This window comes from Paenibacillus sp. J22P165, assembly GCF_059692015.1.
In genome coordinates, this window is sequence record NZ_JCAUAP010000003.1 from 498,741 (window position 1) to 512,184 (window position 13,444).

At 48.1% G+C, this 13,444-nt stretch carries 12 protein-coding genes; all 12 read right to left on the reverse strand.

From position 1 onward, the window contains the following. Positions 1-96 precede the first annotated feature (96 nt). From AC58QM_RS09890 to AC58QM_RS09945, 12 genes are read right to left on the reverse strand one after another with little or no spacing between them, the layout of a single operon-like run. Positions 97-960, reverse strand: coding sequence for a fumarylacetoacetate hydrolase family protein (locus tag AC58QM_RS09890; RefSeq protein ID WP_497283454.1), 864 nt, complete (start codon positions 958-960; stop codon positions 97-99). A 29-nt stretch (positions 961-989) separates the two neighbouring features. Then, the gene (locus tag AC58QM_RS09895; protein ID WP_497283455.1) at positions 990-3,224 is read right to left on the reverse strand and encodes an RIFT barrel domain-containing protein; all 2,235 of its coding nucleotides are present in this window, start codon (positions 3,222-3,224) and stop codon (positions 990-992) included. A 10-nt stretch (positions 3,225-3,234) separates the two neighbouring features. Continuing rightward, positions 3,235-4,668 (reverse strand): sulfatase family protein, encoded by a 1,434-nt coding sequence (locus tag AC58QM_RS09900; RefSeq protein WP_497283456.1) that lies wholly within the window; start codon positions 4,666-4,668, stop codon positions 3,235-3,237. After that, positions 4,665-5,822, reverse strand: a complete 1,158-nt coding sequence (locus AC58QM_RS09905; protein WP_497283457.1) for an oligogalacturonate lyase family protein — start codon at positions 5,820-5,822, stop codon at positions 4,665-4,667. The genes AC58QM_RS09900 and AC58QM_RS09905 overlap by 4 nt, the downstream gene beginning before the upstream one ends. A 21-nt stretch (positions 5,823-5,843) precedes the next feature. Continuing rightward, the gene (locus tag AC58QM_RS09910) at positions 5,844-6,728 is read right to left on the reverse strand and encodes an aldose epimerase family protein (RefSeq protein ID WP_497283459.1); all 885 of its coding nucleotides are present in this window, start codon (positions 6,726-6,728) and stop codon (positions 5,844-5,846) included. 29 nt (positions 6,729-6,757) lie between these two features. Continuing rightward, complete coding sequence (locus AC58QM_RS09915; RefSeq protein ID WP_497283460.1) at positions 6,758-7,015, reverse strand: YciI family protein; 258 nt, start codon at positions 7,013-7,015, stop codon at positions 6,758-6,760. Further along, positions 7,012-7,779: an SDR family NAD(P)-dependent oxidoreductase gene (locus tag AC58QM_RS09920; protein WP_497283462.1), complete on the reverse strand. Its 768-nt coding sequence runs from the start codon at positions 7,777-7,779 to the stop codon at positions 7,012-7,014. The genes AC58QM_RS09915 and AC58QM_RS09920 overlap by 4 nt, the downstream gene beginning before the upstream one ends. A 16-nt stretch (positions 7,780-7,795) precedes the next feature. After that, positions 7,796-8,809: a zinc-dependent alcohol dehydrogenase gene (locus tag AC58QM_RS09925; RefSeq protein ID WP_497283464.1), complete on the reverse strand. Its 1,014-nt coding sequence runs from the start codon at positions 8,807-8,809 to the stop codon at positions 7,796-7,798. Next, positions 8,806-9,783, reverse strand: coding sequence for a C-terminal binding protein (locus tag AC58QM_RS09930; protein ID WP_497283466.1), 978 nt, complete (start codon positions 9,781-9,783; stop codon positions 8,806-8,808). Before AC58QM_RS09930 ends, AC58QM_RS09925 begins: the two co-directional genes overlap by 4 nt. Further along, entirely contained in the window at positions 9,780-10,565 is a 786-nt protein-coding gene (locus tag AC58QM_RS09935) for a creatininase family protein (RefSeq protein WP_497283468.1), read from the reverse strand. The genes AC58QM_RS09930 and AC58QM_RS09935 overlap by 4 nt, the downstream gene beginning before the upstream one ends. 22 nt (positions 10,566-10,587) lie before the next feature. After that, complete coding sequence (locus AC58QM_RS09940; RefSeq protein ID WP_497283470.1) at positions 10,588-11,931, reverse strand: aspartate aminotransferase family protein; 1,344 nt, start codon at positions 11,929-11,931, stop codon at positions 10,588-10,590. Next, positions 11,928-13,406 (reverse strand): M81 family metallopeptidase, encoded by a 1,479-nt coding sequence (locus AC58QM_RS09945; RefSeq protein WP_497283471.1) that lies wholly within the window; start codon positions 13,404-13,406, stop codon positions 11,928-11,930. Before AC58QM_RS09945 ends, AC58QM_RS09940 begins: the two co-directional genes overlap by 4 nt. Between the last annotated feature and the right edge of the window lie 38 nt (positions 13,407-13,444).

Consider the following 13,444-nt stretch of genomic DNA (forward strand, 5'->3'; position numbering starts at 1 on the left):
TGGCAAATTGTCATCGTAAGTTTACTTTGATCTTTGTTTAACCGAAATGAAACAGCCTCAGTCCGGTGACATCCAGGACCAAGGCTGCTCTCATGTTTAGCTTTCAGCTACAAACGTATTCCGCAGTGTACCAATGTTCTCAACCGTTGCTTCGACAACATCGCCCGGTTTCAACCACACCTGAGGCTTCCTACCCATACCAACGCCAGGCGGAGTTCCCGTACTGATGATATCACCCGGTTGGAGCGTAATCGTATTGGAAAGAAACGAAACCAAATGCGGAATATCAAAAATTAATTCCTTCGTGTTCGAATTCTGCATCACTTGCCCGTTCAACGTCAGCGAGATGTTTAGTTGTCCTGGGTTTGCAATTTCATCTGCCGTCACGATCCACGGACCTGTCGGCGCGAACCCGTCAATTGCTTTCCCTCGCGTCCATTGTGGCTCGTTCAACTGAATATCACGAGCACTGACATCATTCAACACCGTATAACCAAATACATAATTCATTGCGTCTTCTTTTGTGACCCTTTTGGCTGTTCTGCCAATGACGACGGCCAGTTCGACTTCGTAATCACATTGCGAGACTTCCCTCGGAATCGTCACAAAATCCTCATGTCCAATCAAACAGTTGTTGTACTTTGGAAAAAGTACTGGAACTTTAGGCACTTGCATATTGGATTCGATGACATGGTCGTGGTAGTTAAGCCCAATGCAAATAATTTTCTCGGGATCCGTTATAGGTGAAGCTAGTTTGACATCCTCCAAAGCATGCACAGCGCCGTTTTCCGCGAGATCAGCAAGGTATTCCTCGGCACGCTTACCAGAAACAGCAAGCCCCCGAATCACATCTCGTGCACTGCCTGATACGTCAAGCGCTTGAATGGTATTCTCACCTTTCATAACTCCGACTTGCAACTTATTTGGGTCTTGCTTCGCGTAAAATTGCAACAGTTTCATCTGTGGTTTTCTCCTCGAAATGGTTTGTTTTATATCTTAAAGTCGGTTTTTAAAATTGTTTGATAATAATAGAAGATTGGGTAGTAGTATTGCGCAAACTTTTTCGGACTATCTCCCCAGAAAATGAGGGCATCACCAGAGATTTCTCTGCCTTCTCCCTCGCCCCCACGGATGTCAATACCTTCGCGGAACGTAGCTCGACCCGCTTCCAAAAACTTCACTTCACCAGTAAATTCATAAGCATAGGACAACGCCTCTAGACAAATTGGATTACTGTGCAGTTTCTGTGTACTAGGTAACTCTTTATAGTAAAATAAGCCGGTTTCTTTCACATAACAATGCTCCAAATAATCGTCCATCACATCCACGATCATTTGTTTGATTCGTTCCTGAGGACGGATGCGATAGTAGCGCATCAAGCTGTTGACCGCCACGCAAATCATGAAGCCTGACCGGTAAACCGTATGATCCGTAGCTGGGGACAAGAATGTGCCGAATTTATTTTTCCACGTTTCAAAATGATCAACAATGCGATCTGCAGCTTCCAGCCATTTCTCTTCATAGGTTTCATTATATAAGGCTGCGAGACTGCGAAGCGCCCAGCCACTTTCTCTAGCGGCAATGCCTCCCTCACCTTGATAACGGGGCGTATTTAAGATCCTTGTTATGTTGTCACCAATCCCAATAGCTGCCGCTAGCGCAGATTGCTCACCAGTCATGTGATAATAATCAAGGAGGCCTTCGACCCATTCATGGCATATTTTCACAAGTCCTGTTACATGCTTGCCTGAATGCATGATTTGCCCATTTTGACGCAACGGATCCTCACTAAAATGGCAAATATCCACATCCATCCAGTGCTCAGCGCCTCTTAGCATGTAGTCGTAGAATCTTCGCTTTCCGGTTCTCGCGAACAAATGCATCATCGCATGCGGGAGGTCATACTCGTTGTTCACCCACACCCAATCTCCATTGCCTCTGCCTTGGAACGTATAGTTCTTGTCAGGCGCATCGCCCCAATGCAACATGCCGAAGGTTTTTGCTCGACCGTCCGCCATGCGATAAAATCCACGCTCGACCCAGTCGATGAATTGACCGCCTGGGATAGCCTCAATAATTCCCGCCCGTTCATAGGCTCCGCGCTCAAGTACTGGATGATCTGGCATCTGCATTTGCAGACTGCGCACGTTCACTTGCTCCAACGTCTCTTCCGCTCCATGCACATGCAGGAAGAAGCGATGAGTTTTGGCCATTCCCTGCATCATGGTGATGGGGTGTCCTGCTGGAATGATACCCACGTTGATTTCTTCGGATGTAACCTCCAACGATTTAGGCAAGTTTTGTGGTGCCTGGAACAACGTAACGCTAATTCCACCACGATGCTGTTCACTCAGATCAGCCCAGAATGTCCCGCAAAATGTTTCTGGTATGTCTTCGATAAATTCTTTTTTCAAGGATTCGGCCGTAAAAGCATACGATAAATGATCTCCCTTTACTCCGCTTTTCGACAACCTTTTATCCGTTCCAAAGCGGGAGATGCCGAGTCGAAGCTGTTCGGATTGCAGAACGTCCTGCGCAGATTGAACACGCAGTTCGGCAGCATGAATCACCTGCTCTTGGGCTGATTCCTTGTTGATAATCTGATAATCGATCATCAACCACGGTTTTCCGGCAAATGCATAGACCCGCACTACGAAATCGAACCAGCGATTTTCGTCAGCACTGAGATGCTTCCCTTTCGCTTCAATAGAACACCGAACAGGACCTGATTCGAGCACACGCCAGCCTTCCGCGGAGATTTCGCATACGAACTCCTGATCCGATACATCTCGAAGCGTCGGCCCTACTACGCTATGGGTAGGTACACCATCTTTGCATTTCAACGATTGGAATAGGCCTGTTTGGCCAGGAGCCGACAACTCGGCGACCAACTCACCGGTGGTGATCACCACCGATCCATTGCTTTGCTGAATCCCTACTGGATCCGATGGCGAAACCGTTTCACAATCCGTTGAGATCATAAATGTTTTGCCAAGATTCGCTGGAAGATCCGCTAGAAAGTGCAGCAGCAGCCACTTCACGGAGCCATCAGGCCACATTGCTGTTACTCGGGACTGCGTCGGTACCACTTTGTTGCCGTCTAGAACAGAAACCTTGGAGCTATCGGACACCATTCCTTCCGCAAATGGAACAGCAATCGTGCTTGGTTCTTCTTCGCGTGGAAACTTGGACAACTTTTCAAAATGTAAGGAAATGTTCATCATGTTCTCCTCTCTAAGACGGGATACTCATTCTCATCTGCTTATACTCGTCATCGATTCGTTTCCGTTCTGGATGAGTTTCTACGGTCGTTCTTTGTTTAAGTAAGCTCTGGCATTCCAACATATGCTCAATCAATCTGCTTTTCAGATCGCTCTTTATGCCAAACATTGTCTCATCCTTCGATCTATTCGTAATCTCTTGTGGGTCTTCCTGAACATCGAACAGTTCTTCGCCACCCGAAATATAATGCACATATTTATAGCGACCGTCATACACCATGGAACGTCCTAGGAATTCACTAAAAACGTAGTTATTAATGGGCTTCTCAGGGTTCTCGATTAACGCCATCAAGCTTTTCCCTTGAACCGTTTTCGGTTTAGGAGCCTCACACATATCTAAGAACATCGGCATCAGATTAACCGTACTAACGAGGGAATCGCATGTGCTGCCTTTCGCCACTCCTGGTCCATACACAAGAAGTGGAACTTTGACCATTGATTCGTAAAAGAAATATTTATAGGATAAACCATGGTCACCTAGCGCATCGCCATGATCGCTTGTAAACACAATATACGTATCTTCCAGCACACCTTTTTCCCTTAACACATCAATCATCTTGCCAATGCCTTCATCGATTAGAGAAATGGTCGCATAGTAATGCTTCCGCCATCTTCTGATTTGCTCAGGAGTTGCCTTCGTAGGATCAATTCTGAAAACCGAATTATTTTCCGTATCCCTGCAGAACGCCAGCTGATCTTCCAACATATAGTTTGCTTCTACAGAACCTTGAATCGGCTCAGGAATGTCGCAATGTTCATACATATCCTTCATTTCAGCAGGCGGATCGTAAGGATCGTGCGGGCTCGGAAAACTTACCCAAACGGCAAAAGGCTCGTCGCCATTCGTTCCCAACCATTGTGCCGCGCTTTCTGCAACAAAGACATCGGGGTGGAACTTCTTTTCATGAATAAAATACGGCGCTCCGAGTGATTCCTGATATTCCGGAAACTCAACCGGACTCGAACGGTCCAATCCGTTGTGTTTCAGAAAGGTATAATGATCATCCGGTAAATAAAAATGCCGTTTGTCCTCACAAATAATTCGCTCTTTAAACCCGCCTAGTTGATCCCATGGAGTAAAATGCATTTTACCAATTGCAGCCGTTTGGTAGCCTTCTCTGCCAACTATCTCCGGCCATACCGGCGTTCCTTCAGGAAGATTCGTATCGTTGGATAACGTCCCGATGACTGAAGGATACTGCCCGCACATCATGGATGACCGGCTGGGTCCGCATACGGGAGCTGTCACATAGCAGTTGTTAAACACCATGCCCTGATTAGCAATCCAATCCAGATTCGGCGTTTGCATAAAATTGAGCCCATAACAGGGCAGTGAATCCTGTCTTTGTTGATCCGTTGTAATAAACAATAGATTCTTCTTTTTCATTCCCCATTCACCTCCGTCAAGTAGAGCTGTATCGTCCCGCTTCGGTCAGAGGCGAATAAAATGTGGTCAGCCTTCCAGCTGAACGTCGGATGACAATGCGACATCTGGGAGCCCCATGAAGTGTGGTGCGTACATAATGTTTGCAGCTCCGTTTGACCATCCTTCAATGTGATGAGGACGATATCATCGACTTCATCCCCGACCAACAGGCTGTTATCGTTGTTAGCATGATAATGATTGCAATAATGTGGCATCGAGATCGTGTTAAGGACCTTGCCGTTCTCATCAGCCAAGCCGATGTAAGGCGTTTGCCCGCTTTTCTCCGCCACGATTGTAGCTTGCGTGCGCTTCGAGGTAATCGTGCCGTCATGCCCTTTTCTGCGATTATCGAAGAAGATTAAGCCGTCTCGCGTCCAAAACTCATGCCCAACGCAATCGTCTTCTTCCTGTCTAAAACAGGGAGTTACTTTGCCGGTGGGAATGTCCAGCAGCCAGATACGTTGATGAACCTGATTCCACGGCCCCTCATGACAGAACATAGCCTGATCGCTGTTATGCGGCGAAAATTGAAAATGCCCCAGCCAGTGGGTATCTTCAAAAGCATTATAGACCTTGGAACCGTCCAGATGAGCAATCGTGACGAAGCCCCGCTTGATCGCATACATCGTCTCCTTGAAGCCCGCGTAATTGTTGCCATATGTAATGGAAACATCTTCGTTGCGGCAGAAGCCCACTAGCTTTTTATCTGGACTAATAAAAGGAGACCATAACGTCATACCCTCGGTTTCTTCGTATACAACGGTGATCTCTCCCGTTCGGGTATTCACCTTTTTGATCTTGTTGCCTGTAATGTAGACTAACAGCTCGCTGTCCGGTGTCTTCGTGCTGAAGCCGGTGTAGCCGACACCTTCGGGTTCGTCTGTCATTTGCGTCATAAGTTCTGTTGCCAGATCCATCTTGAAAAAATTGTACAGCCCTCGCTCACTCCCGCGATCGGAGAGAAAGTAAATTTCCTCATCCCCGAGCGTAAATGAATTATCCGTAAAATAGAGATGAACATTGTTGGAGGCGCCGTCGGTCAGCTGCCACACTTGTTTTCCCGTTTTTTCATCGATGTACGACTTCTTTTCCGATGGATATACTTTACCTATCAATGCGTCCACTCTCCTATGGATCTAGCTGATTTCCAAAGTTAACGCCCACTCATTGACGCCGCTGCCTGGCACGACCGAACAGCTGTTCAAACCATGAGCGATGCTCACATTATCCAAATACCCTGTTGCTGGCTCCAACGCAAGGTGATAATGATCATTCCAACCGCCGCCATTCATCCAGAAGGCCAAATAAGGAACTGTTTTCACATCAAAAATGAGTGTAAATCGCTCTCCTGTCGCTTCCTCAACTACGGAACACCAGCCCTCTTGAAGAGGTGACATTACATAAAATTTATCGGCCACACCAGAATGACGTGCGGGCATCTTATCTATGTCTACTTTAGCCCCGTCCTCGCCGATAAAAGCTGGCCATTCCTTCACCGTTCCCCATTGTCCCAATCGCTGATCTAACGAAACGGTCGTTATGATTTGGCTTACAGATGTAGGCAAACAGATGCGCATAGATTCCGTAGCAGCGATAATCGGATGCGGAGCCCATAAATAAGGCATCTCATGCTCGCTCAAATTCGTTAAACGATAAGAGAAAAGGACCTGACTACCTTTCAAAACCATCTTTTTCTCCAGTTGGTAAGGCAGGCTGCGTCCTTGAACAACAGCATGCATCTCTAGGTCGGAGACTTTGTTGCACACCCACGGCAATGCCCATACTTCTCCGTGATCGGGAATTTGGATATGTTTCCATGGATCAACCGGATAGGAACAGCTATCTATGCTGGGAAATAATTCATCCCATCCGCATCGATCCCATTCCTCCCACAAGCTGCCATAGCGAGGCTCACGAAACTCTCCCCTTCCCTCAGGTTGATCCATCCACTGTTTTCCGGTCTTTTTATTGACGAGCGAACAGATTTTAGTACCGAGTGCAGGAATGATGTCAATCAACAAGTGCTCATTCTCCAAGCGGATGTGTTCCATCATACGATGAGCAGTTCGTGGAACTCGCAGGAGCGCGCCCCATGGATAACGAACGGGTCTTGCGTAGCCAGCTTTTCAGCTTCTTCCAACGAGTTCGCATTGTAAATCACCATGCCGCCTGCTCCGTCTACAAAACGAGCTTTGAGATAAATCGAACCCTTCTTTTCCAGATCCTCCAAATAAGCCAAGTGAGCTGGTCGATGCATTCGATTCTTTTCCTCATCTAGCATCGGTAAAATCGCGATGTACTGTTTCATAGCTCAGCCAACATCCCTCCGTCAATGACTACACCCGTGCCAATCATAAATCGCGCCTCGTCGCTTGCCATGAAGCAGATCAGGTTGGCCACTTCCTCCGGTTGGCCAATGCGGCCAAGCGGCTGGGCGTCTTTCCATTCCTCATTCAAATCTGCGCCATGCAATCCACCTAACTCCGCATAGCGATTTAACATGCCCGTATCGGTCGCACCGGGTAGAACCGCATTGACGCGAATCCCTTGTTTGGCGTAATCAATCGCCATGCTTCTAGTCAAAGCCATCAGCCCGCCCTTTGAAGCTGCATAGGCTGCATAGTTGTTAATCGTTGCCTGCGCGTGAACCGAAGCGACGTTAATGATAACGCCTCCACCACTGCTGATCATGTGAGGAATGCCGTATTTCCCCAACAAGAACGCGGAGGTTAAATTCACATTGATCGTGTTGTGCCACTCCTCCTCGGACAAATCGACAACCCCGAGCAAAGATTCAATCGCAGCACTATGGACAATGCCATCCAGCCTGCCAAACGTATCAACCGCGGTCTGAATCACCCTCTGTATATCGGTAGACTGACCCACATCGGTTTTGACAAAAATGGCTTTTCCCGCCGAATCTTTCATCTGCTCTAGCGTCTCCATGGCGTTCGCTTCCGAACGGTTGGCGATCACAACGTTGGCGCCCTCTTGAGCTAAGCGTATGGAAGTGGCTCGACCAATACCTGTAGCGCCGCCGGTAACAATGAAAACCTTTTTCTCAAATCGCATGGTGTCGCCCTCCGGTTTAAGGTTGTAAGATAAATTTGCTAAATTCTGTTTTACCGTCTACTAAAGCCCGGAAAGTGTCGGGTCCATCTGACAGATTGCGTTTCGCCAGCCAACCCTCCGTTCTGATTTTCCCACTGACCAGCATTTGCACCGCATGTTTAAAATCCGCATCCGTATAGGAATAAGAACCAAGTATGTTCACCTCTTGACGAACAAGATGGTTCATTTTCAAAGGCGATTCATCACTGCCTAAGCCAACCAGCACGATGTTCCCGCCAGGATTAATCAGCTGCAACGCTTGCTGTCTCACGGCGGTTGCACCGACGCAATCGATGATCGTATCGATCCCCCGCTGCGCGAACAGCTCCGCTGCTTTTTCTTCCACTTGCTCAGGTGTCGCCACCTCAGCACCTAGAAGCTTGACATGATGCAGCCGCACTTCCTGCCGATCCACGACCAACACTTTATTTGCGCCCATGTTTAATGCTGCCTGCAACGTCAGCAAGCCAATTGTACCGGCTCCATAAATAATGAGATCATCCAAATACGGAAGCCCTAACTTGATCGCATGAATGCATACGGCTAGCGGCTCCGCCAATGAGGCGACAGCGGCATCCATTTCTTTAGGCACCTGGTACAAGCTGCTTACAGGTACGGTCACGTAACCCGCAAAAGCGCCTGGTCGATGAATGCCAATTAATTCACGGTGACGGCACAGGTTACGCTTGCCGATCATGCAGCGGTCGCAAGAGCCGCAAGAGATTAGCGGATTGGCTACGACTTTGTCACCTAAAGCAAAGCCTGCAGTTGCACCTGACTTGTAATCGATGCCAACAATCGTCCCACAAAACTCATGCCCCATAATTAACGGCGGAATTCGGACGCTGCTGTGGCCCAGATAGCCTTCCAACTCGCTGCCGCAAATCCCAGCGGCTTCAACCTTAATGACAGCCTCTCCAGGACCCGCATGCGGATCGTCTTTGTCCTCTAGACTTAATTGCCTCGGCCCGTTATATACCAGCGTATTCATGCTGAGTATACCTCCACGCCATTCACGATATGCTTCGGACGCTCTCCGTTAAATATGCGTTGAATTTCCAAAGCGGCATGTCGCTGCAGTCGGTTTAATGAACTTTCCGAATACCAAGCGCAATGACTTGTAATCAAGCACTGCTCAATTTTCAACAGAGGACTGTCCAGCGCAACAGGCTGCTGCTCTAGCACATCCAATGCGGCACCGGCAATTTCGTTATTTAATAAAGCTTCTATTAAGCTTTCAGTGTGAATGACCGCTCCTCTGGACGTATTGATGAGGTAAGCCGTTGATTTCATTCGCTCAAAAGCATCTCGATTGAAAATATGTTTCGTATCCGCTGTTAATGGAAGATGAACGGAGATCATATCGCTTTGTTCCAGCAATTGATGCCAATCCACCTTCTGCGTGTTATTTTGTTCAAAAACCGCCTGCTGCACATAAGGATCGTAACCGATCGTGTTGATGCCGAAGCTTTGCGCTCGCTTGGCCACATCTTTACCGATATTGCCGAACCCGGCGATCCCTAACGTTTTCCCGTTAAGTCCCATAAGCGGGCGGCATGGCGTTATTTGCCATACGCCTCGGCGTACTTGGGCAACCACTTGCGGAATTTTACGGACGCTCGCAAGCAGCAAGGACATCGCATGATCGGCGACTTCGCCCGTTCCATAGTCCGGAACGTTGACGACAGGAATATTTCTCGCTTTGGCCGCTTCTATATCCACGTTATCTACACCGACGCCATATCTGACGATGATTTTACAGCGCTCCAAGCTGTCGATGACTGCTTTAGTAATTGGCGCTCTTTCGGATATAATTGCATCTGCATGTCTAGCTAATTGCAGCACTTCTTCTTGCGTTTTGCATTGTCCCGAAAGGAGCTTCACGCCCATGGGCAACAAAACATCCTCTTCTTGCTTCAAATCTGGAAACCCATAATCCGTTACGACTACCGTGTATGTTGTCATCCCTTACACTCCTTATCCATTGTCGTATAGCAATCTACGAACCACTGAGCTACACCATCTACGATGGCAGCTAAATACTTAAGTCCTTGCTCGGCGGAAGCAGCCTCGCTGCTATCGGTAAAACCATCAGCCCCTGTTAGCTTGCCATGACAACCAATAAACGTACCCGCCCGTGCACCAAATATCCAATCGAGCTCAGGATGCTCCTTCGGAATGAGCTCCTTACGTACAAGCCGTTCATTCAACGCCAGCATGAGGGAGGTTTCAAACCGACCGGCATGCCCTGCCACCATTCCTCGATTTTCTTCCCTTGCAGCTGCAATCGTGTCCCCTGCTGCGTTCCAGTAGGAAGCGGAAGCGACCCACACCGGATGCTGGACAGCTAAGTCCTGTGCTGCTTGGTTCATCATATTGGCATTGCCGCCATGCGCATTAATAAAAATGATTTTGCGAAATCCATCCTTAATTAAGCTTTCACCAATTTCTTTGAGCATCCGTAAGTACGTTTCAGGTGAAAAAGAAAGCGTACCGCCAAAGGCAAGATGGTGACTGGAACAACCGATCGACAATTGTGGTGTAAGGAGCAGCTTCGCCTTTCCTCCTGCTGTCGCTTTACGGACAGCTTCTGTACTAATATGCTCGCAAATGAGGCTGTCGGTATAGACACTCAGGTGTTTGCCGTGTTGCTCTGTGGCTGCCAGCGGCACAACTGCGGCATAACCGGCGCTTGCGCATTTCGTAATCTCTTCCCGTGTCAAGTGGTGAAATAAGAAAGTATCCATATCGTGAACCTCCATCTTAGTTCTAACCTGTGACTCTTTGTTTTTCCGTTGTTTGAGGTGCTAACTGAACGAACACGCGATCCATTACATGCAAAGTTGCTTCGATTTCAGCCGATTGGTGTGCGGTAGAAATGTACCATAACCCATTCGGACGGAGTAAGACGCCTTCTTCCAGCATTAATTCTGCAAAGCGGGTATATTGGGCAGCATCGCGCTTATTAAACGTATCGAAATCGTTAACCTCTATCGCGTCAATAAACATCATGTGCATCACAGGTCCTATTTGATTGACTACACCAGCTATACTGTGTTTGCTCAGTAATGCACGTATACCATCAGCAAGCTCTGTAAAGAGTGTTTCCATTTGCTTGTAAGCAGCACCGTTATCTTGGGCGAGGTGGCTTATCGTTGCAATCGCTGCAGCGGTAGAAACACAATTTCCATTTAACGTTCCAAGATGGCTTACTTTCCCCTCATCCACAAGCTTCATAATCTCAGCTTTACCAGCCACAGCACTGATGGCGATGCCTCCGCCCATTGCTTTGCCGATCACGACCAGATCAGGACGAATGCCAAATCTTCCATGAGCTCCTCCCAAACTGAGTCGGAACCCGGTAATCACCTCATCCATAATCATGACGATATCGAGCTCTTGCGTCAGCTTACGCATCAACGCTAGGTATCCTGCTTTCGGTTGAATGCAGCCTGAATTGCACATGACCGGCTCTGTTATAACAGCCGCGATTTCATGTCCTCTGGTGCGCAGCGTAGATTCTAATGCCTCAGGATCATTCCAAGGAAGTAAGATGATATCATCCAGACTATTTTCGCTTTGTCCGAATGTACCAGGGGGAATAGCAGCAGCTTTGTCGTCAGAAGCTTTTTGACTCATATCCGAGCTGGGAAAAGATGTGAAGATTGAATCCGACCAGCCATGGTAATGTCCATGGAAGCGTACGACCTTTGTTTTGTTTGTGAAAGCACGTGACAATCGCAGTGCCAGCATAACAGCTTCAGTCCCGGAGCCGCTTAACGATACTTTCTCCGCACAAGGAAGAACCTCTGTTAGCAATTGAGCTAGCTGAATTTCACCATCATGCTGGAGACCGTAAGTAGCGCCATTCTGCAAGGCTTGATGAATACTTTCTGTCAGACCGTCATGCGAATGCCCCAGTATTAATGGACCGTAGGCAAGCAAAAAGTCAATATACGCATTACCATCCACATCCCAGATACGTGCCCCTTTCGCTGACTCTGCATACAAGGGGGTTGGTTTCATCGACGCACGCAAAGAGCTGGCTACCCCGCCTGCAAGATACTGTTTGGCTGCTTGATGCTTAGCAATGGATTTTTCATAGGTTCTCATTGGGATTCCTCCATGTACGAAATAGGATCAAGCGGATAAATGGGACGAGTTAATTGTTCATATTGAAAGTCGTAGAGGTTTTCTCCACAACAGCCTGGCGTGTCGACCTGTATAATTTTTTGGCATAGGGTACCAAAAGCTGTCTTCCACGCAATGGCGGATTTCACAACGATCACATGGAAGTCTTCAGCGCGTAAGCCTACAGAGGTGACATGCCCAAGATCCCAAGGTGCTGTGCGCTTTTCCGTTAAAATAACAGTGAGATTTCCCGCTTCGATGACAGCTGTTTTTCCCATATCTGCCCATTGCCCGGTCATATAAGGGCCAATATGAGTGTATTTACCATCAAATAGCAAACGAATGACACCTGTTATTGGGATCGGTTCGCCGCTCATTTTGCCGCTCTTGCCGCCAATTTTCGCATCACAAACAGCACCAACACCTAGACGATGGGCAAATTGTGCAGCTTCTATATCACGAATCACCATGAGGCACTTTTTGGGTGCGTTAATGAGATGCTTCAACACATGGGTTGCATCCGCTGGGGCGCCTCCGCCTACATTATCCGCACCTTCTACAAGGATGACAGGTCCTTGCTCCTCGGCAAAAGCCATCGCAACAGCTTCGGCGGCCGGGTATCCATTGCTTTTTAACCTATCTCGGAGTTCCCATGCCATTCGGCCAAGTTCTTGCGCATAGTGATCGGCAAGCGGTTGATCGTTATTCGTCGTCACCACAAAAGCAACGCCAGCATCAGGGACATCGCTATAGGGAAAGCCTCCTGCTACAGTAACATTAACTACCTTCGGGTCACTTTCTATGGCGAAAGCGCAATCCATTAATTCCCGCATTGGACCGGCTACATCAGTTAACATCACTTGCGGTACAAGGAGAAGTCGCGGTTGAACGAAAGCACTCACAGGCTTAATTGCTCCGCGGATTGTCTGTGCTAACAACTGAACCGCCTCCACGCCTCTCTCATAGGCATCGATATGCGGATAAGTGTCATAACCAACAATGAGGTCGACCTGTTCCACCATGTGCTTACTAATATTGGCGTGCAGATCTAAGGTGACTGCAACGGGTTTGGAAGGACCCGCCTTCTCTCGTATACGCCGAACGAGTTCACCCTCAATGTCTGGAAAGCCTTCCGCTACCATGGCACCATGCAGAATGGCAACGATGCCATCAGCTGATAAATCAATGGAGGAAACCACGGAATCAAATAGTGCCTCCACTGTTCTACGGCTGACCATTCCGCTTGGAGGCGCCGCGGTGTACAAGCCGCATCTTATTTCTGCGAGCTCCACTCGTGCCCCATCGATAACTCCACCCATGGATGTTCGTGTATGCTCATATCTTTGATAAAAAAGTTCATTGCCTTGTATCCATTCCTGTGCGAAATCTTCCAACTCGGTCTTCCCTGGAGCAAACGTGTTCGTTTCATGAAAAATGCCTACAATCGCTAGCTTCATAAATTTCCCCTCCGTCTCGAGCATGATGAATTTGGGGC